The sequence below is a fragment of the Microbacterium sp. LBN7 genome, from assembly GCF_045690345.1.
In the GTDB taxonomy this organism is placed as follows: Bacteria; Actinomycetota; Actinomycetes; order Actinomycetales; family Microbacteriaceae; genus Microbacterium.
This window is the reverse complement of the sequence record NZ_CP147856.1, coordinates 2,994,701-3,017,527: the sequence shown is the minus strand read 5'-3', so window position 1 is coordinate 3,017,527 and position 22,827 is coordinate 2,994,701. Positions and strand designations below refer to the sequence as shown.

Sequence of the window (22,827 nt, the reverse complement as noted above, 5' to 3'; positions counted from 1 at the left end):
CGCGTGGTGTAACCACAAGAGGGGCCGGAGAATCTCCGGCCCCTCTTGTGCGGTGGTTACTTGACGGAACCGCCCGCAGCCACGATCTTCTGCTCGGCGGAACCCGAGACCTTGTCGACCGCGACGGTGAGCTTCACGGCGATGTCGCCGTTACCGAGAACCTTGACCTTCTCGTTCTTGCGAACGGCGCCCTTGGCGACCAGGTCGGTGACGGTGACGTCGCCGCCCTTCGGGTACAGCTCCGCGAGCTTCTCCAGGTTCACGACCTGGTACTCGACGCGGAACGGGTTCTTGAACCCGCGCAGCTTCGGGGTGCGCATGTGCAGAGGCATCTGCCCACCCTCGAAGCCGACGCGAACGGTGTTGCGAGCTTTGGTGCCCTTGGTGCCGCGACCGGCGGTCTTGCCCTTGGAGCCCTCACCGCGACCCACACGGGTCTTCGCGGTGTTGGATCCGGGGACCGGACGCAGGTGGTGCACCTTCAGCACGCCGGGGCGGGATGCCGGAGCATCCTTCTTCGGCGCAGCCTTCTTGGCGGCGGGCTTCTTGGCGGGAGCGTCGGCCTTGGCGTCGGCGGCGGCGGACGTGGCCGGCGCCTTCTTCGCAGCGGGCTTCTTCTCTGCCGTCTTCGCAGCCGGCTTCTTCTCGGCGGCAGCCTTGGGAGCGGCAGCCTTCTTCGGGGCCTTCTCGGCCTCGACGGCGTCGTTCTTCTCAGCCATTAGTCGATCTCCTCAACCTTGACGAGGTGGGCGACGGTCTTGACGTAGCCGCGCGTCTGCGCGTCGTCGGGGCGCACGGTGCTGTCACCGATGCGCTTCAGACCGAGGCTGCGCAGCGTGTCACGCTGGTTCTGCTTCTCGCTCACCTTGGACTTGACCTGCGTGACCTTGAGGCGCGAAGCCATCAGGCACCTACCTTCTGTGCGGCGATGGCGTCAGCCTCCGCACGGACGAGACGCGCCGGAGCAACCTGGTCGAACTCGAGGCCACGGCGTGCGGCGACCGCACGAGGCTCCTCGAGCTGCTTCAGGGCAGCGACGGTCGCGTGCACGATGTTGATCGTGTTCGACGAGCCGAGCGACTTCGACAGCACGTCGTGGATACCGGCGCACTCGAGCACGGCGCGGACCGGACCACCGGCGATGACACCGGTACCGGCAGCGGCCGGACGAAGCAGGACCACACCGGCGGCCGCCTCACCCTGCACCGGGTGCGGGATCGTGCTGCCGACGCGCGGAACGCGGAAGAAGTTGCGCTTGGCCTCTTCGACACCCTTCGAGATCGCCAGGGGGACCTCACGGGCCTTGCCGTAGCCGACGCCGACCAGACCGTTGCCGTCACCGACGACCACGAGGGCGGTGAAGCTGAAGCGACGACCACCCTTCACGACCTTCGAGACGCGGTTGATGGTGACGACGCGCTCCAGGAACTGGTTGTCACCACGGTCGCGCGAGTTGCGGTCGCGGCCACCCTGGTTGCGGTCACCACGGCCGCCGCGGCGGCCGTCGCGCTGATCGCGAGCCGGCTCAGCCTGCGTGGTGCCGGCAGCCGTCTCGGAAGTGGCAGCAGCCGCTTCGGTCACTTCGTTCTCCTTGTTGTCACTCACAGTGCCAGACCCCCCTCGCGGGCGCCGTCGGCGATGGCGGCGACACGACCGGCGTAGCGGTTGCCGCCACGGTCGAACACTGCCTCGGAAACGCCGGCAGCCTTCGCACGCTCGGCGAGAAGCTCGCCGACCTTGCGGGCCTTGGCGGTCTTGTCACCCTCGAGCGAGCGCAGGTCGGTCTCGAGCGTCGAAGCCGACGCGACGGTGTGACCCTTGCTGTCGTCGACAAGCTGCACGAAGACGTGGCGAGCCGAACGGTTGACGACGAGGCGCGGACGCACCTCGGTGCCGACGACCTTCTTGCGAAGGCGGGCGTGACGACGCGCGCGGGCGTCAGACTTTGACTTGAGAGCCATGGTTACTTACCACTCTTTCCGGCCTTGCGACGCACGTTCTCGCCGGCGTAGCGCACACCCTTGCCCTTGTACGGCTCGGGCTTGCGGATCTTGCGGATGTTGGCAGCTGCCTCGCCGACAGCCTGCTTGTCGATCCCGCTGACGGTGAGCTTGTTGGTGCCCTCGACCGTGAGCGTGATGCCGGCGGGCGGGTCGATGAGGACCGGGTGCGAGAAGCCGAGGGCGAACTCGACCGAGCTGCCCTTCTGCGCCACGCGGTAACCGGTGCCGACGACCTCGAGACCCTTGGTGTAGCCCTGGGTCACGCCGATGATGTTGTTGTTGATGAGCGTGCGGGTCAGGCCGTGAAGCGACCGCGACTCGCGCTCGTCGTCGGGGCGGGAGACCAGAACCTGGTTCTCCTCGACCGCGACCTCGATGGGGCTGGCCACCGTGAGGGTGAGTTCACCCTTGGGGCCCTTCACCGCGACCTCACGGCCGTCGACCGAAACGGTGACGCCCGCAGGCACGTCGATGGGAAGTCGTCCAATACGCGACATGAGGGATTACCACACGTAGGCGAGAACTTCTCCGCCCACGCCCTTCTGCTCAGCCTGACGGTCGGTGAGAAGACCGGAGGAAGTGGACAGGATGGCCACGCCGAGGCCGCCGAGCACCTTGGGGAGCTCCGTCGACTTCGCGTACACGCGAAGACCGGGCTTCGACACGCGCTTGATGCCGGCGATCGAGCGCTCACGGTTCGGGCCGTACTTCAGCGACAGCGTGAGGTTCTTCCCGACGCGGGCGTCAGAGGTCTCCCAGCCGGCGATGTAGCCCTCCTGCTGGAGGATCTCGGCGATGTGCGTCTTGAGCTTGCTCGACGGCAGGGTCACGGAATCGTGGTGCGCCGAGTTCGCGTTGCGCAGACGGGTCAGCAGATCTGCGACCGGGTCTGTCATTGTCATTGTTGTTTTCCTTTGTTCATGAGGTTCCGGCTGCCGTTACACGACAGACGGCCTGCGATGACACGCAATCTTCAATTGTACGTGCAGTTCGACAGGCTCAGTGACCGATGGTCACTGAGCCTGTCGAATGATCACGCCTGTGCGTCTTCCGAGCGGAACGGGAAGCCGAGGTGACGGAGCAGAGCCCGACCCTCTTCATCCGTCTTCGCGGTGGTGACGACGGTGATGTCGAAACCGCGAACCCGGTCGATCTTGTCCTGATCGATCTCGTGGAACACGCTCTGCTCCTGGAGACCGAAGGTGTAGTTGCCGTTCCCGTCGAACTGCTTGCCCGAGAGGCCGCGGAAGTCGCGGATACGGGGCAGTGCGAGCGAGACGAGGCGGTCGACGAACTCCCACGCGCGGTCACCGCGGAGGGTGACGTGCGCGCCGATGGCCTGGCCCTCACGCAGCTTGAACTGCGCGATGGACTTGCGGGCCTTCGTGACGATCGGCTTCTGGCCGGTGATCTTGGTGAGATCGTCGACCGCGCCGTCGATCACCTTGCTGTCGCGAGCTGCCTCGCCGACACCGGTGTTCACGACGACCTTGACCAGGCCGGGGATCTGCATGACGTTCGCGTAACCGAACTCGTCCTGCAGCGCCTTCTTGATCTCGGCGTTGTACTTCTGCTTCAGGCGCGGCTGGATCTTGCCAGCCGGCGCGGCAGTGTCGGTGCTCATCAGAGGTCCTTACCGCTCTTCTTCGCGAAGCGCACGCGGACGGTGCGCTTGACGCCGTCCTTGGTCTTCTCCTCGACCCGGTGGCCGACCTTGGTCGGCTTCTTGGTCGAAGGGTCGACGACGGCGACGTTCGAGATGTGGATGGAGGCCTCGACGGTCTCGAGGCCACCGGTCTTCGTGCCACGCTGCGTCTGGCCGACGCGCGTGTGCTTGGTGACGTAGTTCACGCCTTCGACGATGACGCGGTTCTTCTCGGCGAGGACCTCGAGGACCTTGCCCTGCTTACCGCGATCGCCGCCACGCTCCTGCGTGGCTCCGGTGATGACCTGAACCAGGTCACCCTTCTTGATCTTCGCCATGACTAAATAACCTCCGGCGCGAGCGAGACGATCTTCATGAACTTCTTGTCGCGAAGCTCACGACCGACCGGTCCGAAGATACGGGTGCCGCGGGGCTCCCCGTCTGCCTTCAGGATGACGGCGGCGTTCTCGTCGAACTTGATGTACGAGCCGTCGGGACGGCGCGTCTCCTTCTTGGTGCGGACGATGACCGCCTTGACGACGTCGCCCTTCTTCACGTTGCCACCGGGGATCGCGTCCTTGACGGTCGCGACGATGGTGTCGCCGAGACCGGCGTAACGACGCTTCGATCCGCCGAGCACGCGAATCGTGAGCAGCTCCTTGGCGCCGGTGTTGTCGGCGACCTTGAGGCGGGACTCCTGCTGGATCACTTGGCCTTCTCCAGAATCTCCACCAGGCGCCAGCGCTTGGTGGCGCTCAGCGGGCGGGTCTCGTTGATGAGGACCAGGTCGCCGATGCCGGCGGTGTTCGCCTCATCGTGCGCCTTGACCTTCGAGGTGCGGCGGATGACCTTGCCGTAAAGCGGGTGCTTCACGCGGTCCTCGACCTCGACCACGATGGTCTTGTCCATCTTGTCGCTGACGACGTAGCCACGACGCGTCTTGCGGTAACCGCGGGCTGCGGCGTCGCGGACGTCGTGCTCGGACGACTCGTGTCCGGCGGCCTGCGTCTCCGCAGTCGCTTCCTTCTTGGTGGCCATCACTCAGCCTCTTCCTTCACGGCGTCGTCGGCGGAGTCCGCCTTCTTCGCCTTCGACTTGGTCGCCTTCTTCGCCGGAGCCTCGACCGGAGCGGGCGTCGCACGGATGCCCAGCTCGCGTTCGCGGATCACGGTGTAGAGACGCGCGATGTCGCGCTTGACGGCGCGGATGCGGCCGTGGCTCTCCAGCTGGCCGGTGGCCGACTGGAAACGGAGGTTGAACAGCTCCTCCTTGGCCTTGCGCAGCTCCTCAACGAGGCGCTGGTCTTCGAACGTGTCGAGCTCTGCCGGAGCGAGCTCCTTGGTGCCGATCGCCATTACGCGTCGCCCTCCTCGCGCTTGATGATGCGTGCCTTGAGAGGCAGCTTGTGAATGGCACGGGTCAGTGCCTCGCGGGCGAGCTCTTCGCTCACACCGCCGACCTCGAAGAGGACGCGACCCGGCTTGACGTTGGCGACCCACCACTCGGGGGAACCCTTACCGGAACCCATGCGGGTCTCGGCAGGCTTCTTCGTGAGCGGACGGTCCGGGTAGATGTTGATCCACACCTTGCCGCCACGCTTGATGTGACGGGTGACCGCGATACGAGCGGACTCGATCTGACGGTTCGTGACATACGCAGGCGTGAGCGCCTGGATGCCGAACTCGCCGAACGAGACCTTCGTGCCGCCGGTGGCCTGACCCGAACGACCCGGGTGGTGCTGCTTGCGGAACTTGACCTTACGGGGGATGAGCATTATGCCGACGCTCCTTCTGCGACAGGTGCCTCGTTGCGCGGCGCGCGGCGGCGGTCGCCACCACGGTCGTCACGACGGGCCTTGGGTGCATTGGCCTGCTCGCGAGCGAGCTCCTTTGCGGTCAGGTCACCCTTGTAGATCCAGACCTTCACGCCGATGCGGCCGAAGGTGGTCTTCGCCTCGTAGAAGCCGTAGTCGATGTTCGCGCGCAGCGTGTGCAGCGGCACACGACCCTCGCGGTAGAACTCCGAACGGCTCATCTCGGCGCCGCCGAGGCGGCCGGAGACCTGGATGCGGATGCCCTTGGCGCCGGCGCGCTGAGCGCCCTGCAGACCCTTGCGCATCGCACGACGGAACGCCACACGAGCAGAGAGCTGCTCGGCGATGCCCTGTGCGACGAGCTGAGCGTCGGCCTCGGGGTTCTTGACCTCGAGGATGTTCAGCTGGATCTGCTTGCCCGAGAGCTTCTCGAGGTCGCCGCGGATGCGCTCGGCCTCGGCGCCACGACGACCGATCACGATGCCCGGACGGGCGGTGTGGATGTCGACGCGGACGCGGTCACGGGTGCGCTCGATCTCGATGTTCGAGACACCGGCACGGTCGAGCTGCGTCTTCAGCAGGTTGCGGATCTTGATGTCCTCGGCCACGTAGTCGGCGTAACGCTGACCCGGCTTCGTCGAATCAGAGAACCAGCGCGAGACGTGGTCCGTCGTGATGCCGAGGCGGAAGCCGTACGGGTTTACCTTCTGTCCCATTACTTGCTCGCCTTCTTCTTGCTGTCGCCCGCAGCGGCCGGAGCCGCCTCAGGCGTCGAGAGCACGACCGTGATGTGGCTCGTGCGCTTCTTGATCTGGAAAGCGCGACCCTGTGCACGGGGCTGGAAACGCTTGAGCGTCGTGCCCTCGTCCACGTACGCGTTGGCCACGTACAGGTCCTGCTCGTCGAGGAACTCCCCGTCGCGATCCGCCTTGACCTGCGCGTTGGCCATGGCCGACGCGACAAGCTTGTAGATCGGCTCACTGGCGCTCTGCTGTGCGAACTTCAGGATCGCCAGAGCCTCCTGGGCCTGCTTGCCCTTGATGAGCGCGACGACACGACGAGCCTTCTGAGGGGTCACGCGGATGTGTCGCACGCGTGCGATCGATTCGACCATTAGCGGCGCCGCCCCTTCTTGTCGTCCTTCTCGTGGCCGCGGAAGGTGCGGGTGGGCGCGAACTCGCCCAGCTTGTGACCGACCATGGTCTCGGACACGAACACAGGGATGTGCTTGCGTCCGTCGTGGACCGCGATCGTGTGACCCAGCATGGCCGGGATGATCATGGACCGACGGGACCAGGTCTTGATGACGTTCTTGGTGCCGGCTTCGTTCTGCACGATGACCTTGCGAAGCAGGTGATCGTCGACGAAGGGGCCCTTCTTAAGACTGCGAGGCATCTTCTCTTACTCCTACTTGCGCTTCTTGCCGGCGTTACGACGACGCACGATGTACTTGTCGCTTTCCTTGTTGGCGTGACGGGTACGACCCTCAGCCTGGCCCCAGGGGGTGACGGGGTGACGTCCACCGGACGTCTTGCCCTCTCCACCACCGTGCGGGTGGTCGACCGGGTTCATCGCGACACCACGCACGGTCGGGCGGACGCCCTTCCAGCGCATGCGGCCGGCCTTGCCCCAGTTGATGTTCGACTGCTCGGCGTTGCCGACCTCGCCGATGGTCGCGCGGCAGCGCGCATCGACGTTGCGGATCTCGCCCGAGGGCAGACGCAGCTGGGCGTAGGGGCCGTCCTTCGCGACGAGACGCACGGATGCGCCCGCCGAGCGAGCCATCTTCGCGCCGCCACCGGGGCGGAGCTCGATCGCGTGGATGACGGTACCCGTCGGGATGTTCTTCAGCGGGAGGTTGTTGCCCGGCTTGATGTCCGCCCCGGCGCCCGACTCGACGACGTCGCCCTGCTTCAGCTTCGCCGGCGCGAGGATGTAGCGCTTCTCGCCGTCGAAGTAGTGCAGCAGCGCGATGCGCGCGGTGCGGTTGGGGTCGTACTCGATGTGAGCGACACGGGCATCGACGCCGTCCTTGTCATTGCGACGGAAGTCGATGACGCGGTACTGGCGCTTGTGGCCACCACCGATGTGACGGGTCGTGATGCGGCCCTGGTTGTTGCGACCACCGGTCTTCGAGAGCGGGCGCAGCAGCGACTTCTCCGGCGTCGATCGGGTGATCTCGGCGAAGTCAGCCACCGACGAGCCGCGACGGCCCGGGGTCGTGGGCTTGTACTTGCGAATAGCCATGATTGTCCTTATCCCCCGGATCAGCCGATTGCCGTGAAGATGTCGATGGTGCCCGACTTCAGGGTGACGATGGCGCGCTTGGTGTCCTTGCGCTTGCCGGTTCCGAAGCGGGTGCGGCGAGCCTTGCCGACGCGGTTGAGAGTGTTGACCCCAGCGACCTTGACGCCGAAGATCTTCTCGATGGCGAGCTTGATCTCGGTCTTCGAAGCGCGCGGGTCGACGAGGAAGGTGTACTTGCCTTCATCGATGAGCCCGTAGCTCTTCTCGGACACGACCGGCTTCAGGATGATGTCGCGCGGGTCCTTGTTCAGGGCCGTCTGGAGAACAGATGCCTGCTCGCTCATGCGGAGACCTCCTGGTTGGCGCCGGACTTGGAGGCGATGAAGCCCTCGAGCGCGGCCTGGGTGAAGACGATGTCGTCAGAGACGAGCACGTCGTAGGCGTTGAGCTGGTCGAACGTCAGCACGTGCAGGTTCGACAGGTTGCGGATGCTCTTCAGCGTCACGTCGTCGTTGCGCTCGATCACGACGAGCACGTTCTTCGACGACACGACGTTCGTGAGGAAGTTCACGGCGGTCTTGGTCGAAGGCGTGCCGTCGATCCCGAAGGACTCGATGGCGTGGATGCGGTCGCCGCGGAAGCGGTCGCTGAGCGCGCCCAGGAGGGCGGCGGCGATCATCTTCTTGGGCGTGCGCTGCGAGTAGTCGCGCGGCTTCGGGCCGTGGACGATGCCACCGCCGGTCATGTGCGGCGCGCGGATCGAGCCCTGACGGGCGTTACCCGTGCCCTTCTGCTTGAAGGGCTTGCGGCCGGCACCGGAGACCTCACCGCGACGCTTGGTCGAGTGGGTGCCCTGGCGAGCCGCCGCGAGCTGCGCGACGACGACCTGGTGGATGAGCGGGATGTTCGTCTTGACGTCGAACAGAGCGGCGGGAAGCTCGATGGAGCCTGCCTTCTTGCCGTCTGCCTTGAGGACGTCGAGCGCGAGAGTGGAGTCAGCCATGATCAGGCACCCTTCACTGCGTTGCGGACGTAGACGATGCGGCCACGAGCACCGGGGACGGCGCCCTTGACGAGCAGCAGACCCTTCTCGATGTCGACGGCGTGCACCGTGAGGTTGAGGACGGTCACGCGCTCGCCACCCATACGGCCGGCCATGCGCATGCCCTTGAAGACGCGGCTCGGAGTCGACGATGCGCCGATGGAGCCGGGCTTGCGGTGGTTGCGGTGCGAACCGTGGGATGCCGAGACGCCCTTGAAGTTGTGGCGCTTCATGACACCCGCGGTGCCCTTGCCCTTGCTCGTGCCGACGACGTCGACGAGCTGGCCGGCTTCGAAGGTGCCGTCGACCGTGAGCTCCTGACCGAGCGAGTACTCGGCAGCATCCGCGGTGCGGATCTCGGTGACGTGACGACGCGGCGTGACGCCGGCCGCTTCGAAGTGAGCCGTGAGGGGCTTGTTGACCTTGCGCGGGTCGATCTGGCCGTACGCGATCTGGACGGCGTTGTAGCCGTCCTTCTCGGGCGTGCGGACCTGGGTGACCACGTTCGGCGCGAGTTCGATGACGGTGACGGGAACGAGCTTGCCGCTCTCGTTCCACACCTGGGTCATGCCGAGCTTCGTGCCCAGCATGCCCTTGGAAACCTTGGAGTTGATGTCAGCCATGTCGAACCTCAGAGCTTGATCTCGATGTTGACATCGGCCGGGAGGTCGAGACGCATCAGCGAGTCGACGGCCTTGGGCGTCGGGTCGACGATGTCGATCAGACGCTTGTGGGTGCGCATCTCGAAGTGCTCGCGGCTGTCCTTGTACTTGTGCGGCGACCGGATGACGCACACGACGTTCTTCTCGGTCGGAAGGGGCACGGGGCCGACGACGGTCGCGCCCGCACGGGTCACGGTGTCGACGATCTTGCGTGCGGACGTGTCGATGACCTCGTGGTCATACGACTTCAGGCGAATGCGGATCTTCTGTCCCGCCATTGTCTGCTCTCTCTCTTTAGGCGTCGTACCGTCCTGGGCCGGGTGACCCTGGGGCATTGGACGCACGTCGGCGCTGTTCGCGCCTTCGGCACTCGTCTTCTCGGGCCAGGGACCGGGGTTCCTGTGCCTGTCGAAGGGCTGCACCACTGTTCTCATGTCAGCCGCCTGTCTTCCGACATGCGGATGCCGACCTTCGCCGCGCACGGCGAACCCTCTCGGAAGAGGGTGTCGGGGATTTGTTCTGCTACCCGCGGCCTAGAACCCTGCACCATCCCGGAGGAGGCGCCGTCTATGCACTGCCCTGGCAGTGATCCGACGCACGCACAGCGGCGACGGAATATCGAACCTGTCTATTCTGCCATGCCCGATTTCACTTCTGCAAACCCGGGCGTGTCGCGCCTGTCCCGCCGACCCCGGAACGGGTCGGAAACGGGTCCGGAACGGGTCAGATCAGGGAGGAGAGCGGGGCGAGGCATCCCCATGCCTCGCCCCGCTTGGGGAGGACGTTCAGTGCGAGGGGGCACACCGAACGCGAGGATGCCGACGTGAAGGGACGCCGGAATCCTCGATCGAGGGCGCGGCGGAGTACCCGCCGCGCAGGCAGGGAGACGCTCAGGCGCACAGAGTGCGCGCGTCGTACGATGATCCCCAAGATCGCTTATCCCCAGTTTGTTCGCGAAGAACGCGAGTTTCGGGAGCCGAACCCCTTCGGCTGCCCCGACCGCAAGATCCCCAGGCGGTCTCGAACATCATACGGGGTCCGGCGGCCTGGACGCGAGTCCGACAGGCCGAGAATACCGGTGGGATGCGAAAGCGGCGGCCCACCGCCGTGGTGGACCGCCGCTTCAGAGCTCGCGTCGAGTGCTACTCGTTGCCGACAGCCTTGTCCGCGCTGTCGCGGATCTCGTCGATCTTGTCGGCTGCACCGGGGGCGACCTTCTTGGCGAAGTCCGCGACGCCGTCGAGGACCTTGTCGCTGATGTCCTCGGCCTGCTCGCTCTTGACGGCCTCGGCGATCTTGTCCTTGTTCTGCTCGTACAGGTCCTTGCCCTTGTTGACGGCGTCCTCGATACCCATGATCTCCCTCTCAGGTGTGTTGCCGACCGCTTGCGGGCCGACACCACTCATTGTGCCCGCACGCCACCGCAAAAGGGAACCCTCGCGTCGTCGGTCAACGACAGAGGGGCCGGACCCGAAGGCCCGACCCCTCTGCGAGGAAGCAGATGCTTACTTGATGATCTTCGTGACCGTACCGGCGCCGACGGTGCGTCCACCCTCACGGATGGCGAAGCCGAGGCCCTCTTCCATGGCGATCGGCTGGATCAGCTCGACCGTCACGTCCGTGGTGTCGCCGGGCATGACCATCTCGGTGCCCTCGGGCAGCGTGATGACGCCGGTGACGTCGGTGGTGCGGAAGTAGAACTGCGGGCGGTAGTTCGTGTAGAAGGGGTTGTGACGCCCACCCTCGTCCTTGGACAGGATGTACGCGGTGCCCGCGAAGTCGGTGTGCGGCGTGACCGAACCCGGCTTGACGATGACCTGACCGCGCTCGACGTCCTCACGCTTCGTGCCACGGAGCAGGAGACCGCAGTTCTCGCCGGCCCATGCCTCGTCGAGCTGCTTGTGGAACATCTCGATACCCGTGACCGTGGTCTTGACGGTCGGACGGAGTCCGACGATCTCGACCTCGGAGTTGATGGCCAGCGTGCCACGCTCGGCGCGACCCGTGACGACGGTTCCACGACCGGTGATCGTGAAGACGTCCTCGACGGGCATCAGGAACGGCTTGTCCTTGTCGCGCACCGGGTCCGGAACGTGCTCGTCGACGGCCTCCATGAGGTCGAGGATCGACTGCGTCCACTTCTCGTCGCCCTCGAGGGCCTTGAGAGCGGAGACGCGCACGACAGGAGCGTCCTCGGCGAAGCCCTGCGAGGCGAGCAGCTCGGAGACCTCGAGCTCGACGAGCTCCAGGATCTCCTCGTCGTCGACCATGTCGGACTTGTTCAGCGCGACCAGCAGGTACGGCACGCCGACCTGCTTGGCGAGCAGCACGTGCTCACGCGTCTGAGCCATCGGGCCGTCGGTGGCGGCGACCACGAGGATCGCGCCGTCCATCTGAGCCGCACCGGTGATCATGTTCTTGACGTAGTCGGCGTGGCCGGGAGCGTCAACGTGCGCGTAGTGGCGCTTGGGGGTCTCGTACTCGATGTGCGAGATGTTGATGGTGATACCACGCTGGCGCTCTTCCGGCGCCGAGTCGATGGAAGCGAAGTCGCGCTGCACGTTGGTGTCAGACGGGAACTTGTCAGCAAGCACCTTCGAGATCGCTGCGGAGAGCGTGGTCTTGCCGTGGTCAACGTGACCGATGGTTCCGATGTTGACGTGCGGCTTGGTCCGCTCGAACTTGGCCTTAGCCACTGGGTCCTCCTCAGGACGTCGTGTAGAGGTTGCCGGGCACTGGTTTGCGACCGGTTCTCTACGGGTGTGAATCTCAGTTTAGTAGAGAGGGAATGTGAAGTTGTAGGAGACCTGGGAGCCGGGGCTTAACCGGCTCCCAGGAAGATGACTACTCGCCGCCCTGGTGCTTCTGGACGATCTCGTCGGCCACGTTGCGGGGAACCTCAGCGTAGCTGTTGAACTCCATCGAGTAGACGGCGCGACCCGAGGTCTTCGAGCGCAGGTCGCCGATGTAGCCGAACATCTCGGACAGCGGCACGTGTGCACGCACGACCTTGACGCCGGCGGCATCCTCCATCGACTGGATCTGACCACGACGGGAGTTCAGGTCGCCGATGACGTCGCCCATGTACTCCTCGGGCGTGCGGACCTCGACGGCCATCAGCGGCTCGAGCAGCACGGGGCTCGCCCGGCGCAGAGCCTCCTTGAAGCCCATGGAACCGGCGATCTTGAACGCCATCTCCGAGGAGTCGACGTCGTGCGCCGCACCATCGACGATGGTCGCCTTGACGCCGACGATCGGGTAGCCCGCGAGGACTCCGACGTTCATGGCGTCCTGGAAACCGGCGTCGATCGAGCCGATGTACTCGCGCGGGATGCGACCACCGGTGACGGCGTTCACGAACTCGTACGTCTTCTCGTCGTCCAGATCGAGGGGCTCGATGTTGAACTGGATCTTGGCGAACTGGCCCGATCCACCCGTCTGCTTCTTGTGGGTGTAGTCGTGCTTCTCGACGGCCTTGCGGATCGTCTCGCGGTACGCCACCTGGGGCTTGCCGACGTTCGCCTCGACGTTGAACTCGCGCTTCATGCGATCCACGAGGATGTCGAGGTGCAGCTCGCCCATGCCCTTGATGGTCGTCTGACCGGTCTCGGGGTTGAGCTCCGTGCGGAAGGTCGGGTCCTCCTCAGCGAGCTTCTGGATGGCGACACCCAGCTTCTCCTGGTCGGCCTTGGTCTTCGGCTCGATGGCGACCTCGATGACGGGCTCGGGGAACGTCATCGACTCGAGGACGACCGGCGAGGCCGGGTCGGTCAGGGTGTCACCGGTGGTGGTGTCCTTCAGACCGATGACCGCGTAGATGTTCCCGGCGGTCACCGAGGCGACGGGGATCTCCTTGTTGGCGTGCATCTGGAAGATCTTGCCGATGCGCTCCTTCTTGCCCTTGGTCGAGTTGACGACCGCGGAGCCGGAGTCGAGGTGACCCGAGTAGACGCGCACGTAGGTGAGGCGACCGAAGAACGGGTGCACGGCGACCTTGAAGGCCAGGGCCGCGAACGGGTCGTTGGCGTCGGGGTGACGCTCGATGATCGTGTCGTAGTCCTTCGGGTCGTGAGCCTCGATCGAACCCACGTCGAGCGGGTTCGGGAGGTAGTCGACGACCGCGTCGAGCATCGGCTGGACGCCGCGGTTCTTGAAGGCCGAGCCGCAGAGGACCGGGTAGATCTCGGAAGCCACGGTGAGCTTGCGGATCGCGCCCTTGATCTCGGCGACCGTGAGCTCCTCGCCGCCGAAGAACTTCTCGAGCAGCGCGTCGTCGGTCTCGGCGACGGTCTCGAGGAGCTGCTGACGGTACTCGTCCGCCTTCTCCTTGAGGTCGGCCGGGATCTCCTGGATCTCGTACGAGGCACCCATGGTGACGTCACCCTTGGAGTCGCCCGCCCAGACCAGTGCGCGCATCTCGACCAGGTCGACGACGCCGATGAAGTCGTTCTCGGCGCCGATGGGCAGCTGGATGACCAGCGGCTTCGCACCGAGGCGGTTGATGATCGTGTCGACCGTGAAGTAGAAGTCGGCGCCGAGCTTGTCCATCTTGTTGACGAAGCAGATGCGCGGGACGTTGTACTTGTCGGCCTGACGCCACACGGTCTCGGACTGGGGCTCGACGCCCTCCTTGCCATCGAAGACGGCGACGGCACCGTCGAGGACGCGGAGCGAGCGCTCCACCTCGACCGTGAAGTCCACGTGACCGGGGGTGTCGATGATGTTGATCTGGTTCTTGTTCCAGTAGCAGGTCACGGCGGCAGACGTGATCGTGATGCCGCGCTCCTTCTCCTGTTCCATCCAGTCGGTGGTCGAGGCGCCATCGTGCGTCTCGCCGAGCTTGTGGTTGACGCCCGTGTAGAACAGGATGCGCTCGGTCGTCGTCGTCTTGCCGGCATCGATGTGCGCCATGATGCCGATGTTGCGGACCTTGCTCAGGTCGGTGAGCACGTCTTGTGCCACAGGAGTGTCCTTATCTTTTCGTGCAGTCGTACTGCGCGGAGGGTTTTGACAGGCTCAGGGACGCGGATGGGTCCCTGAGCCTGCCGAAGGTTTACCAGCGGTAGTGAGCGAACGCGCGGTTCGACTCGGCCATCTTGTGCGTGTCCTCACGGCGCTTGACCGCGGCACCGAGGCCGTTCGACGCGTCGAGGATCTCGTTCTGGAGACGCTCGGTCATCGTCTTCTCACGACGACCCTTGGCGTAGCTCACGAGCCAGCGCAGCGCGAGGGTGTTCGCGCGGTGCGGCTTGACCTCGACCGGCACCTGGTAGGTCGAGCCACCGACACGGCGGCTGCGGACCTCGAGGGTGGGGCGCACGTTGTCGAGCGCCTTCTTGAGGGTGGCGACGGCGTCCTGGCCGCCGTTCTTCGCCTCGACGCCGCGGAGGGCGCCGTAGACGATCGACTCGGCGAGCGACTTCTTGCCGTCGACGAGGATCTTGTTCACCAGCGAGGTGACGATCGGAGCGCCGTATACCGGGTCGTTGACGACGGGGCGCTTGGGGGCGGGACCCTTACGAGGCATCTAACTCAACCCTTCTTCGCGCCGTAGCGGGAACGAGCCTGCTTACGGTTCTTGACTGCCTGGGTGTCCAGGGCGCCACGGACGATCTTGTAACGCACACCGGGGAGGTCCTTGACACGACCGCCGCGGACGAGCACCAGCGAGTGCTCCTGCAGGTTGTGACCCTCACCGGGGATGTACGCGGTGACCTCGGTCCCGTTGCGGAGCTTCACACGAGCGACCTTGCGCATCGCCGAGTTCGGCTTCTTCGGGGTGGTGGTGTAGACGCGGGTGCAGACCCCGGCCTGCTGCGGGTTCGACTTCAGGGCGGGCGCCTTGGTCTTGGTGACCTTGGGCGAGCGACCCTTGCGAACCAACTGCTGAATGGTTGGCACGTTCTCTCCTCATAGTGCTGCACGGTGACAGCGTGATGGGTTTCACATCATGACCCACCGGCACGCCGGAACCGGCGGGCTTTGTGGTGTGGTGGGTATGCCGTGGAGGCGGACCGGCAGGTGCCGACGCCCGGTGCGCACGTCAAGACGTGCACACACCTGATCAAGTGTAATGCCGCGTAACCTGACGGTCAAATGAGCGCGGCCCCGCGGCTAGGCGCCGTCGGGGTCGAACGGCGAGTCCAGCGACTGGGTCAGCTCGGCCAGCAGCGCCTCGATCTGCGGCTCGACGTGCTGCGAGATGGCGGCTTGGATGTGCAGCCGATGGCGCAGGAGGATGCCGCAGATCTCGCGTCCGACCATGTTGGCGTACTCGTCGGCGAGTGCGACCTCCTGGCGCAGCGCGATCTTGGCCTCTTCCGTCAGGGGCGGGAGGGGCGGCAGCTGGTCGGCGGCGTCATCGGCGAGCCCGGCGATCGTGAACAGGAAGGGGGCGCCCGGCACCGGCTCCGGATCGAGCGGGAGGCCGTCGAACTCGGGGTCGAGGTCCTCGGACGGCCGATAGCTGCGCGCGCGGTTGCGGGCGGCCTGATCGTCGAGCTCGCGCTGCAGCATCGGGAGATTCCGGGACGTGTAGTCGGCGACCGCGTGATCGACGATCGTCTTCATCCGGGTGGAGAGACCGTGCTGCACGCCGTGCGGCGTGTTGGCGCCGATGCCGGCGGCCGACAGGATCGGCGATCCCAGGCAGCGGCGGCAGGGCGCGACGCGTCCGCGATGAGTCGCCGGTTCCCAGCGCGGCACCCAGCGCAACCAGGCCTCGACGGCCTGGTCCACCTGCGTCTCCAATGAGCGCTCCACCCCTCCAGCGTACGGCGCGTCGCGCGGCAGCGCCGCGATTTCCCGCGTCACGGCGGGGCGTCACTCGTCTTCGTCGCCCTCCCAGGGCCAGCGCGGTCGTGCGGAGCGGGTGCGGCGCAGGGCGATGCCGCCCCACGCGGCGATCGCGGCCGCCAGCAGCAGCACCGCGCTCGCTCCCCCGCGGACGAGGTCCCCCGCCACCGCCGTGGCGAGGATGACGTTGCCGACGCCGATGAGCACCGCCGCCCAGACGCCGACGAGATGGGCAAGCCCGGCGACGAGGGCGATCGCGATCGTCGCGACGAAGGACGGACGCTGTCGACGGAGTGTCGACCACAGTGCGACCGCGAAGGCGACGACCGCCGCCAGCATCCCGGTGACGCCGGGGACGGGGCCGAGCCCCGGCACCGCGATGACGTCGGCATCCGTCAGCAGGCTCACCGCACCCAGTCCGCACACGGCGAGGGCGAAGAAGCCGATGGTGGCGAAGACGAGCGCCAGGACGGCCGAAACCCCCGCGGACTCGGGTCCGCGGGGGTTCGGCGTGGTGGAGTCCGTGATTACCTCGCGAGCGTCGGACCGGCTTCGAGGGTGCGCTCGTACTCGCGCTGCGCCTCGGCGTTGTACTCGGTCTTGCGTGCTCCGCTGCGCGCGACCCAGGCACCGAACCAGATCGTCAGCTCGCGGGCGAACACGAAGGCGGCGATCGCGAGCGGCGCGAGGAGCTGCGAGCCGACGAGATCGAGTCCCTCGGATGCCGTGAGCTTCCAGAACGGGGCCTCGAAGAGCTGGCCGAGGATGTGCCCGGCGTAGGCGATCACACCGACGACGATGCCGAAGACCACCCAGAGGCCCCAGCGTCCGCGGTTGATGATGGCGCCCAGCAGCCAGAAGCCGAGGAAGAACACCACGACGGGCGTCCAGTACCCCCAGGTGAGCAGCGGCGCGACGAGGGCCTCGCCGATGTTCTGTCCGGTCACGTCGCCGGCGATCGCGCCGAAGCCGATCGTGGCGCCGAGGTAGAGGACGGCGAAGGCGACGGTCGCGAGCAGGCCGATCGCACCGGCCGTGCCGCGGTTCCCACGGTCGCGCGGAGGTTCGGGAGCCTGCACGAAGATCGGCTGCGGAGCCTGCGCCGACGCGGCGACCAGCGGCTCCGAGGGGACGATGCGGGTCTCGGTCAGATCTGCGGACGGCGCGTAGGCCGTGTCGGCGACGGCCGTTTCCTCGCGGTCGTAGGACGACACGCGGTCGTACGAGGCGGTGGCGTCGTCGTGCCGCGAGACCGGCGGGACGAACGCTGCGGTCGTATCCGCGTCGGAGTAGTCCGTGGCGCCGGCCGACGTCGATCCGGACTCCGCGGGAGTCGGCGACGAGAACAGGCCGGGGTGCTCGCGCTCCGCTTCCTCGAACGCGGCGAGGTCGGGGTCGACGGGCTTGCTCTCCGTCGAATCGGGCGCGGTTCCGGGAACGTCCGCACCCGCCGCGGCGGCGGCGTCGAGCCCGGCGTTCGCGCTGCCGACGACGTCGTCGACGTCAGCCGGCTTCTCGGGCTTGTGAACCTCAGGGTCGCTCATGGGATGCGCCTCTCATCGGATGTGTGCAGTGCGAGGCTACCGCCGCGCGGGCGGCCGCTCACGGAGGCGTGCCGACGTGTCGGCATACCGCTGGATTCCCGGGTTTCGGTCGGGTAGCCGTCAGGGGAGCGCGCTGCGCAGCGCATCCCCGGCGAACTCGGCGAGGACCGGGAGGATGGGGATCGAGAACCACACGAGGGCGCCGATGATCCCGGCGCACATCACGCCGGCCACCCAGCTCATCGCGAGGTTGCGTCCACCGACCCGTGCCATGTCTCCACGGTAGGCCCGCGCGGGCGGTCGCACCGGCCGCAACGCCGATCAGCGGGCGCCGCGGGACCCACCGGCTCAGCCCTTCGTGGCCCCGGCGGTGAGCCCGCCCACGATGTACTTCTGCAGGAAGAGGAACAGGATCATCACCGGGATCGCCGCCATCACGGCGCCCGCCGAGAACGCCGACCAGTCCGCGTAGCGCGGATTCGCGACGAGCTTCGTGAGCCCGACGACGAGCGTCTGCTGCTCGACGTCGACGAGCATCACGCTGGCGATCACGTACTCGTTGACGGTGCCGATGAAGGACAGGAGTCCGACGACCGCGAGGATGGGCGCGACCAGGCGCAGGATGATCGTGAAGAAGATGCGGGCGTGGCCGGCGCCGTCGATGCGGGCCGCCTCGTCGATCTCCTTCGGGATCGTGTTGAAGAAGCCGTACATCAGGTAGGTGTTCACGCCCAGCGCACCGCCGAGGTACACGAGGATGAGCCCGGTGTGCGTGTTCAGACCGATCGCGGGGAACCAGTCCCCCAGCGTCGACATCAGCAGGAAGATCGCCACCACGGCGAGCAGCTGCGGGAACATCTGCACCACGACGATCGTGACCAGTCCGACCCGGCGTCCGGCGAATCGCATGCGCGAGAAGGCATAGGCCGCGCAGGCGCCGATGAACACGGTGACCGCTCCGGTGACGACGGCGACGAGCAGCGTGTTCAGGAACCACAGCCCGTACGGATTCTGCGGATCGCTGAGGATGCGCACATAGCTGTCGATGCCGACGGCGGAGAAGAGCCGATTCGAACCGGTGAGCGTGCCCTTCGGATTCAATGAGGCCGAGACGACGTACAGCAGCGGGAAGAGCGCGAAGGCGCTCACGACGATCGCGACGAGGTGGCGCCATCCGGTGTCGGCGAACCAGACGCCGAAGCTGCGGCGGCGCGGGGCGATGATCTCGGTGCTCATCAGTTCAGCTCCTCGAGGGCCTTGGTCTTGCGGAAGCTGACGATCGAGATCGTCGCCACCACGATGAAGATGAGGATCGTGAAGGCGGATGCCAGGCCGTAGTCGCGCGCCTGGCCGGTGAACGCCACCTTGTAGACCATCGAGATCAGGATGTCGGTGTGCCCGACCGGGATCGAGACGTCGCTGAAGCGCGGCCCGCCCTTGGTGAGCATGTAGATGAGGTTGAAGTTGTTGAAGTTGAACGCGAACGACGAGATCAGCAGCGGGGCGACCGTCACCAGCAGCAGCGGCAGCTTGATGCGACGGAAGACCTGCCACGGGTTCGCACCGTCCATGACGGCTGCCTCGTTCACATCCTCGGGGATGCCCTGCAGCGCGCCCATGCAGACGAGGAACATGTAGGGGAAGCCGAGCCACAGGTTCACCAGCAGCACCGAGACCTTCGCCAGGGCCGGGTCGGTGAGCCACGGGATGGATGCTCCGCCGAAGATGACCTGGTTGATGAACCCGAAGCTCTCGTTCATCATGCCGGCCCACACGAGCGCCGAGAGGAACGCGGGGAACGCGTACGGGAGGATCAGGATGATGCGGTAGCCGTTGCGGAACCGCATCCGGGTGTTGTTGAACACCAGGGCGAGGAGCAGCCCGAGGAAGAAGGTGGACGCGACCGAGATCAAGGCGAACGCGAACGTCCAGATCGTGACGGAGATGAGCGGACCGCGGATCGACGCGTCGGTGACGGCGCGGACGAAGTTGTCGAAGCCGACCGTCGTCTGCCAGCCGGGCAGGAGCTCCTCCCCCGCGTCGGAGGTGAACGCCCCGGCGCCGGTGTCGGAGTAGACGGTCCCGGTGCGGGTGTCGGTGATCGCGTCGGCATCCGCGTCGTACTCGAGCGTCGAGACGTAGAGGTAGCCCTTCTGCCCGTCCGGGGCTCGCAGGCTGCCGTCGTTCGGGTCGTCGCTGAACGGGATGGAGAGCTTCTCGAGCTCCTCCGAGAGCGTGAAGACGGTCGCCAGCGGCAGGGCGGTCCAGCCCTCGACCGAGACGGCCCGGCCGCCCTCGAAGTCGGCCTCGACCTCCTGCAGCGGCTGCTCGGCGGTGCCGAGGAGCGCGTCCCCGGTGTCGGGGTCGGTGACCAGCAGCCCGTATCCGCCGAACTGCTCGACGACGGTCACCGGGTACGTGGGCGAGTCCTCGACCCGCTCCTGCGCGGCAGCGAGGAGCGAGGAGATGGCCTGATCCTTGGTGCCGTTGTGACCGGTGCCGTAGTTCGTGAACCCGATGTAGCCCGTGTAGAGGAGCGTGAAGACCTGGAAGACCACCAGGAAGATGATGCCGGGGGTCAGATACTTCGCCGCGATGCGCTTGCGGGAGAAGTAGAGGTAGTTGACGAGGACGGCGACCGCGACGACGATCCCGAGGATCAGCCACTCCTGGTGCGTGAAGAGCACGAACGCCGCGTAGAGCGCGATCGCATCGACGACCGCGAGGAGCAGGATCTTCAGCAGCAGCCAGCCGATCGGGCCGGATGCCGCCTCGGCGATCCTCGCTGCCTGTCGCTGACGCGTGGTGGGCGGAGCCGTGGGCTCGACGGTCTCTGTCATGTCGTCCTCGTCATGATCCTGCCGGGGCGGGCGAAGGACGCCCGCCCCGGCAGAGTCGGTTTCCAGCTGTTACTTGATCGCGGCGGTCACGTCGTCGACGAGCTTCTGCCACGTCGTCGCCGGGTCCTCGCCGTTGATGATGGCCGCCTCGGCGACGCCCCAGAACTGCCAGACCGAGCCCATGGCCGGGATGGCCGGCATCGGGACGGCGTCAGCACCGACGGCCTGGAAGCCGGCGATGATCGGATCGGATGCCGCGGAGTCGGCTGCAGCGGTGAGCGCGGGCAGGATGTTGCCGGCCTCGAACAGCGCGAGCTGAACCTCCTCCGTGCCGATGTAGTTCACGAGGAAGTCGTTGGCCGCGACCTTGTTCTTCGACTCGGAGCTCACGAAGAACCCCTTCACACCGGCGAACGGCGAGGCCGTCTCACCCGTGGGGCTGGGAACGGGGTCGATCGCGACGTTGATGCCGGCGTCGACGGCCGCACCGACGTTCCACGGGCCGGTCAGCCAGAAGGCCGCGGTGCCGTCGAGGAACTGCTGCTTGGCGATCTCGCCGTCGATGTCGGTGTTCAGCGTGCCCGCGGCCCCCTGCGCGGCGAGCCAGTCGGCGAATGCCGTGCCGCCTGCGCTGCCGAGCTGCAGGTCGGTCGAGTCGTAGCTGCCCGACTCGTCGGTGCCGAAGACCGGAGCGCCGAAGGCGGTCTGGAACGGGTAGAGGTGGTAAGGGTTGCCCTCGGCGCCCTGCTCCACCACGAACGCGCCCTTGGCGAGCATGTCGTCGAAGCTGGTGGCTGCCGCGGGAACGAGGTCGGCGTTGCGCAGCACGGCGATGTTCTCGACCGCGTACGGGAGCATGTAGACGGTGCCGTCATAGGTGGCGGCCTGAAGTGCGACCGGCAGGTAGTCGGCGGAGCTGTCGCCGAGCTCGAGCGGCGCGACGACGCCGTTCGTGGAGAGCTCGCCGAGCCAGTCGTGCGCGCCCATGACGACGTCAGGGCCCTTCCCGGTCGGCACCTGCTGGATGAAGTCGTCCTTCATGTCGTCGACGGACTTGCCGACGAGCTCGACCTTGACGCCGGTCTTCTCCTCGTACGAGTCCGCGGCGCCCTGCAGCGCGTCGACGCGCTCCGCGTCGACCCACACGGTCAGCGCGCTGCCCTTGTCGCCGCCGGACGAGTCGTCGCCGCTGGTCCCCGTGGCGCAGCCGGCGAGCGTCAGAGTCGAAACGATGGCGATCGCGCCCGCGGCGACGATGCCCCTCTTGTTCACCTTCATTGGTGTGTGCCTCTCTCGGTGCTGATGGCCTGCAGTACTGCAAGCGCTTACAGTATGCATCGAGATCGAGTGGATTCACAATGCAAGAAGGCGTTGATATCAACCTGTGACCCGGCTTCGTGGCGGAAGACGAGATGAAAACGCTTCCACGAGCTCGCACAAACCGCAGTCTCGATACACTTCTCCTATGGCTGACAGTTCCTTTGACATCGTCTCGAAAGTGGATCACCAGGAGGCCGAGAACGCTCTCAACCAGGCCCGCAAGGAGGTCGAGCAGCGCTACGACTTCAAGGGCACCGGGGCATCCATCGCGTGGAGCGGCGAGCAGATCCTCATCATCGCCAACTCCGAGGAGCGCGCGAAGGCCGTGCTCGACGTGTTCCAGTCCAAGCTCATCAAGCGCGGGATCTCCCTGAAGAGCCTCGACGCCGGGGAGCCCTTCGCGAGCGGCAAGGAGTTCCGCATCGTCTCGAGCCTCAAGGACGGCATCTCCTCCGAGAACGCGAAGAAGATCAACAAGATCATCCGCGACGAGGGCCCGAAGGGCGTGAAGAGCCAGATCCAGGGCGACGAGCTGCGCGTGCAGTCCAAGAGCCGTGACGACCTCCAGACCGTGATCAGCCTGCTCAAGGGCTCCGACCTCGAGGTCGACCTGCAGTTCATCAACTACCGCTGACCCTCTCGCCGGGCGCGACGCCCGGGTGCAGCGCGACGAGACGATTCATCGGATGCCGTGGCATCGGATGAATCGTTTCGTCATATCCGGATCGCATACCGATATATCGGAATGCGTGCCTGAGACTGAGAGGGGTCGCTTCTCGATGCGACCCACGACGCGCCAGCCGCGTGACGTACTGTCGTCGAACGGCCCCGCGCTCTCGGAATCGCGGGCCTCCCCCCGTGGGGACGGGGTTCGCGGCGGTTCCGCGCGACCGCGTCGGATGCGGCCGGCGGGCGC

General features: G+C 66.3%; 33 protein-coding genes. 1 reads left to right on the top strand and 32 read right to left on the bottom strand.

The genetic code is table 11. The features are described 5' to 3' along the window. Positions 1–56: 56 nt before the first annotated feature. The 32 genes from rplO to LBN7_RS14430 all read right to left on the bottom strand — a co-directional run bounded on the left by rplO (position 57) and on the right by LBN7_RS14430 (position 21,869). Positions 57–719 (bottom strand): 50S ribosomal protein L15, encoded by a 663-nt coding sequence (gene rplO, locus LBN7_RS14585; RefSeq protein ID WP_116635691.1) that lies wholly within the window; start codon positions 717–719, stop codon positions 57–59. Continuing rightward, entirely contained in the window at positions 719–904 is a 186-nt protein-coding gene (gene rpmD, locus LBN7_RS14580; RefSeq protein ID WP_046013417.1) for a 50S ribosomal protein L30, read from the bottom strand. The genes rplO and rpmD overlap by 1 nt, the downstream gene beginning before the upstream one ends. Continuing rightward, the gene (gene rpsE, locus LBN7_RS14575) at positions 904–1,581 is read right to left on the bottom strand and encodes a 30S ribosomal protein S5 (protein WP_279303210.1); all 678 of its coding nucleotides are present in this window, start codon (positions 1,579–1,581) and stop codon (positions 904–906) included. Before rpsE ends, rpmD begins: the two co-directional genes overlap by 1 nt. Before the next feature lie 20 nt (positions 1,582–1,601). Continuing rightward, positions 1,602–1,961 carry a 50S ribosomal protein L18 gene (gene rplR, locus LBN7_RS14570; protein ID WP_029260926.1) on the bottom strand — a complete coding sequence of 120 codons (360 nt, stop codon included), beginning with the start codon at positions 1,959–1,961 and terminating at the stop codon, positions 1,602–1,604. 2 nt (positions 1,962–1,963) lie between these two features. Beyond that, a complete protein-coding gene (gene rplF, locus LBN7_RS14565) occupies positions 1,964–2,500 on the bottom strand; it encodes a 50S ribosomal protein L6 (RefSeq protein WP_116635689.1) in 537 nt (178 codons plus the stop codon). Between the two features lie 6 nt (positions 2,501–2,506). Continuing rightward, entirely contained in the window at positions 2,507–2,905 is a 399-nt protein-coding gene (gene rpsH, locus LBN7_RS14560; RefSeq protein WP_046013414.1) for a 30S ribosomal protein S8, read from the bottom strand. A gap of 131 nt (positions 2,906–3,036) precedes the next feature. After that, positions 3,037–3,627 carry a 50S ribosomal protein L5 gene (rplE, locus tag LBN7_RS14555; protein ID WP_116635688.1) on the bottom strand — a complete coding sequence of 197 codons (591 nt, stop codon included), beginning with the start codon at positions 3,625–3,627 and terminating at the stop codon, positions 3,037–3,039. Further along, positions 3,627–3,986, bottom strand: coding sequence for a 50S ribosomal protein L24 (gene rplX / locus LBN7_RS14550; RefSeq protein WP_116635687.1), 360 nt, complete (start codon positions 3,984–3,986; stop codon positions 3,627–3,629). The genes rplE and rplX overlap by 1 nt, the downstream gene beginning before the upstream one ends. A 2-nt stretch (positions 3,987–3,988) precedes the next feature. Beyond that, on the bottom strand, positions 3,989–4,357 hold the full coding sequence (gene rplN / locus LBN7_RS14545) for a 50S ribosomal protein L14 (RefSeq protein ID WP_116635686.1): 369 nt from the start codon (positions 4,355–4,357) through the stop codon (positions 3,989–3,991). Then, the gene (rpsQ, locus tag LBN7_RS14540; RefSeq protein ID WP_116635685.1) at positions 4,354–4,686 is read right to left on the bottom strand and encodes a 30S ribosomal protein S17; all 333 of its coding nucleotides are present in this window, start codon (positions 4,684–4,686) and stop codon (positions 4,354–4,356) included. The genes rplN and rpsQ overlap by 4 nt, the downstream gene beginning before the upstream one ends. Beyond that, the gene (rpmC, locus tag LBN7_RS14535; protein WP_017829202.1) at positions 4,686–5,003 is read right to left on the bottom strand and encodes a 50S ribosomal protein L29; all 318 of its coding nucleotides are present in this window, start codon (positions 5,001–5,003) and stop codon (positions 4,686–4,688) included. The genes rpsQ and rpmC overlap by 1 nt, the downstream gene beginning before the upstream one ends. Further along, positions 5,003–5,422, bottom strand: a complete 420-nt coding sequence (rplP, locus tag LBN7_RS14530) for a 50S ribosomal protein L16 (RefSeq protein WP_045278748.1) — start codon at positions 5,420–5,422, stop codon at positions 5,003–5,005. Before rplP ends, rpmC begins: the two co-directional genes overlap by 1 nt. Beyond that, positions 5,422–6,177 carry a 30S ribosomal protein S3 gene (gene rpsC, locus LBN7_RS14525; protein WP_017201587.1) on the bottom strand — a complete coding sequence of 252 codons (756 nt, stop codon included), beginning with the start codon at positions 6,175–6,177 and terminating at the stop codon, positions 5,422–5,424. The genes rplP and rpsC overlap by 1 nt, the downstream gene beginning before the upstream one ends. Continuing rightward, on the bottom strand, positions 6,177–6,575 hold the full coding sequence (gene rplV, locus LBN7_RS14520; RefSeq protein WP_116635684.1) for a 50S ribosomal protein L22: 399 nt from the start codon (positions 6,573–6,575) through the stop codon (positions 6,177–6,179). Before rplV ends, rpsC begins: the two co-directional genes overlap by 1 nt. Continuing rightward, a complete protein-coding gene (gene rpsS / locus LBN7_RS14515) occupies positions 6,575–6,856 on the bottom strand; it encodes a 30S ribosomal protein S19 (protein WP_116635683.1) in 282 nt (93 codons plus the stop codon). The genes rplV and rpsS overlap by 1 nt, the downstream gene beginning before the upstream one ends. A gap of 12 nt (positions 6,857–6,868) precedes the next feature. Continuing rightward, the gene (gene rplB / locus LBN7_RS14510; protein ID WP_116635682.1) at positions 6,869–7,708 is read right to left on the bottom strand and encodes a 50S ribosomal protein L2; all 840 of its coding nucleotides are present in this window, start codon (positions 7,706–7,708) and stop codon (positions 6,869–6,871) included. Between the two features lie 20 nt (positions 7,709–7,728). Beyond that, positions 7,729–8,052, bottom strand: coding sequence for a 50S ribosomal protein L23 (rplW, locus tag LBN7_RS14505; protein ID WP_017829206.1), 324 nt, complete (start codon positions 8,050–8,052; stop codon positions 7,729–7,731). After that, a complete protein-coding gene (gene rplD / locus LBN7_RS14500; RefSeq protein WP_116635681.1) occupies positions 8,049–8,711 on the bottom strand; it encodes a 50S ribosomal protein L4 in 663 nt (220 codons plus the stop codon). Before rplD ends, rplW begins: the two co-directional genes overlap by 4 nt. A gap of 2 nt (positions 8,712–8,713) precedes the next feature. Further along, a complete protein-coding gene (gene rplC, locus LBN7_RS14495; protein ID WP_341947758.1) occupies positions 8,714–9,373 on the bottom strand; it encodes a 50S ribosomal protein L3 in 660 nt (219 codons plus the stop codon). Positions 9,374–9,381: 8 nt separating this feature from the next. Further along, a complete protein-coding gene (rpsJ, locus tag LBN7_RS14490) occupies positions 9,382–9,690 on the bottom strand; it encodes a 30S ribosomal protein S10 (protein ID WP_017201594.1) in 309 nt (102 codons plus the stop codon). Positions 9,691–10,554: 864 nt separating this feature from the next. Beyond that, positions 10,555–10,767 carry a hypothetical protein gene (locus LBN7_RS14485; RefSeq protein ID WP_116635679.1) on the bottom strand — a complete coding sequence of 71 codons (213 nt, stop codon included), beginning with the start codon at positions 10,765–10,767 and terminating at the stop codon, positions 10,555–10,557. A gap of 150 nt (positions 10,768–10,917) precedes the next feature. Beyond that, a complete protein-coding gene (tuf, locus tag LBN7_RS14480) occupies positions 10,918–12,108 on the bottom strand; it encodes an elongation factor Tu (protein WP_116635678.1) in 1,191 nt (396 codons plus the stop codon). Positions 12,109–12,256: 148 nt separating this feature from the next. Next, entirely contained in the window at positions 12,257–14,374 is a 2,118-nt protein-coding gene (fusA, locus tag LBN7_RS14475) for an elongation factor G (RefSeq protein WP_116635677.1), read from the bottom strand. Positions 14,375–14,465: 91 nt separating this feature from the next. Beyond that, positions 14,466–14,939: a 30S ribosomal protein S7 gene (rpsG, locus tag LBN7_RS14470; RefSeq protein ID WP_116635676.1), complete on the bottom strand. Its 474-nt coding sequence runs from the start codon at positions 14,937–14,939 to the stop codon at positions 14,466–14,468. A 5-nt stretch (positions 14,940–14,944) separates the two neighbouring features. Beyond that, positions 14,945–15,313, bottom strand: a complete 369-nt coding sequence (gene rpsL / locus LBN7_RS14465; RefSeq protein WP_017201609.1) for a 30S ribosomal protein S12 — start codon at positions 15,311–15,313, stop codon at positions 14,945–14,947. A 213-nt stretch (positions 15,314–15,526) separates the two neighbouring features. Continuing rightward, positions 15,527–16,174, bottom strand: a complete 648-nt coding sequence (locus LBN7_RS14460) for a spermidine/putrescine ABC transporter substrate-binding protein (RefSeq protein ID WP_207769970.1) — start codon at positions 16,172–16,174, stop codon at positions 15,527–15,529. Positions 16,175–16,234: 60 nt separating this feature from the next. After that, positions 16,235–16,615 carry a hypothetical protein gene (locus LBN7_RS14455; RefSeq protein WP_407360054.1) on the bottom strand — a complete coding sequence of 127 codons (381 nt, stop codon included), beginning with the start codon at positions 16,613–16,615 and terminating at the stop codon, positions 16,235–16,237. A gap of 119 nt (positions 16,616–16,734) precedes the next feature. Next, entirely contained in the window at positions 16,735–17,751 is a 1,017-nt protein-coding gene (locus LBN7_RS14450; RefSeq protein WP_407360053.1) for an ABC transporter, read from the bottom strand. Positions 17,752–17,871: 120 nt separating this feature from the next. Further along, positions 17,872–18,024 (bottom strand): hypothetical protein, encoded by a 153-nt coding sequence (locus tag LBN7_RS14445; protein WP_165808066.1) that lies wholly within the window; start codon positions 18,022–18,024, stop codon positions 17,872–17,874. Positions 18,025–18,099: 75 nt separating this feature from the next. Continuing rightward, positions 18,100–18,987, bottom strand: coding sequence for a sugar ABC transporter permease (locus LBN7_RS14440; protein WP_407360052.1), 888 nt, complete (start codon positions 18,985–18,987; stop codon positions 18,100–18,102). Next, positions 18,987–20,591, bottom strand: coding sequence for an ABC transporter permease subunit (locus LBN7_RS14435; RefSeq protein ID WP_407360051.1), 1,605 nt, complete (start codon positions 20,589–20,591; stop codon positions 18,987–18,989). The genes LBN7_RS14440 and LBN7_RS14435 overlap by 1 nt, the downstream gene beginning before the upstream one ends. A gap of 69 nt (positions 20,592–20,660) precedes the next feature. Beyond that, positions 20,661–21,869, bottom strand: a complete 1,209-nt coding sequence (locus LBN7_RS14430; RefSeq protein WP_407360050.1) for an extracellular solute-binding protein — start codon at positions 21,867–21,869, stop codon at positions 20,661–20,663. A gap of 187 nt (positions 21,870–22,056) precedes the next feature. Between LBN7_RS14430 and LBN7_RS14425 the strand changes: the two genes are divergently transcribed. Then, complete coding sequence (locus LBN7_RS14425; RefSeq protein ID WP_116635669.1) at positions 22,057–22,545, top strand: YajQ family cyclic di-GMP-binding protein; 489 nt, start codon at positions 22,057–22,059, stop codon at positions 22,543–22,545. The last annotated feature ends 282 nt before the right edge of the window (positions 22,546–22,827 follow it).

Coding starts and splice junctions, on each gene's coding strand:
- rplO (WP_116635691.1), bottom strand. CDS start 719: ATGGCTGAGAAGAACGACGCCGTCGAGGCCGAGAAGGCCCCGAAGAAG.
- rpmD (WP_046013417.1), bottom strand. CDS start 904: ATGGCTTCGCGCCTCAAGGTCACGCAGGTCAAGTCCAAGGTGAGCGAG.
- rplR (WP_029260926.1), bottom strand. CDS start 1,961: ATGGCTCTCAAGTCAAAGTCTGACGCCCGCGCGCGTCGTCACGCCCGC.
- rplF (WP_116635689.1), bottom strand. CDS start 2,500: ATGTCGCGTATTGGACGACTTCCCATCGACGTGCCTGCGGGCGTCACC.
- rpsH (WP_046013414.1), bottom strand. CDS start 2,905: ATGACAATGACAGACCCGGTCGCAGATCTGCTGACCCGTCTGCGCAAC.
- rplE (WP_116635688.1), bottom strand. CDS start 3,627: ATGAGCACCGACACTGCCGCGCCGGCTGGCAAGATCCAGCCGCGCCTG.
- rplX (WP_116635687.1), bottom strand. CDS start 3,986: ATGGCGAAGATCAAGAAGGGTGACCTGGTTCAGGTCATCACCGGAGCC.
- rpsQ (WP_116635685.1), bottom strand. CDS start 4,686: ATGGCCACCAAGAAGGAAGCGACTGCGGAGACGCAGGCCGCCGGACAC.
- rpmC (WP_017829202.1), bottom strand. CDS start 5,003: ATGGCGATCGGCACCAAGGAGCTCGCTCCGGCAGAGCTCGACACGTTC.
- rplP (WP_045278748.1), bottom strand. CDS start 5,422: ATGCTCATCCCCCGTAAGGTCAAGTTCCGCAAGCAGCACCACCCGGGT.
- rpsC (WP_017201587.1), bottom strand. CDS start 6,177: ATGGGACAGAAGGTAAACCCGTACGGCTTCCGCCTCGGCATCACGACG.
- rplV (WP_116635684.1), bottom strand. CDS start 6,575: ATGGTCGAATCGATCGCACGCGTGCGACACATCCGCGTGACCCCTCAG.
- rpsS (WP_116635683.1), bottom strand. CDS start 6,856: ATGCCTCGCAGTCTTAAGAAGGGCCCCTTCGTCGACGATCACCTGCTT.
- rplB (WP_116635682.1), bottom strand. CDS start 7,708: ATGGCTATTCGCAAGTACAAGCCCACGACCCCGGGCCGTCGCGGCTCG.
- rplW (WP_017829206.1), bottom strand. CDS start 8,052: ATGAGCGAGCAGGCATCTGTTCTCCAGACGGCCCTGAACAAGGACCCG.
- rplD (WP_116635681.1), bottom strand. CDS start 8,711: ATGGCTGACTCCACTCTCGCGCTCGACGTCCTCAAGGCAGACGGCAAG.
- rplC (WP_341947758.1), bottom strand. CDS start 9,373: ATGGCTGACATCAACTCCAAGGTTTCCAAGGGCATGCTGGGCACGAAG.
- rpsJ (WP_017201594.1), bottom strand. CDS start 9,690: ATGGCGGGACAGAAGATCCGCATTCGCCTGAAGTCGTATGACCACGAG.
- LBN7_RS14485 (WP_116635679.1), bottom strand. CDS start 10,767: ATGGGTATCGAGGACGCCGTCAACAAGGGCAAGGACCTGTACGAGCAG.
- rpsG (WP_116635676.1), bottom strand. CDS start 14,939: ATGCCTCGTAAGGGTCCCGCCCCCAAGCGCCCCGTCGTCAACGACCCG.
- LBN7_RS14450 (WP_407360053.1), bottom strand. CDS start 17,751: ATGAGCGACCCTGAGGTTCACAAGCCCGAGAAGCCGGCTGACGTCGAC.
- LBN7_RS14445 (WP_165808066.1), bottom strand. CDS start 18,024: ATGGCACGGGTCGGTGGACGCAACCTCGCGATGAGCTGGGTGGCCGGC.
- LBN7_RS14440 (WP_407360052.1), bottom strand. CDS start 18,987: ATGAGCACCGAGATCATCGCCCCGCGCCGCCGCAGCTTCGGCGTCTGG.
- LBN7_RS14435 (WP_407360051.1), bottom strand. CDS start 20,591: ATGACAGAGACCGTCGAGCCCACGGCTCCGCCCACCACGCGTCAGCGA.
- LBN7_RS14430 (WP_407360050.1), bottom strand. CDS start 21,869: ATGAAGGTGAACAAGAGGGGCATCGTCGCCGCGGGCGCGATCGCCATC.
- LBN7_RS14425 (WP_116635669.1), top strand. CDS start 22,057: ATGGCTGACAGTTCCTTTGACATCGTCTCGAAAGTGGATCACCAGGAG.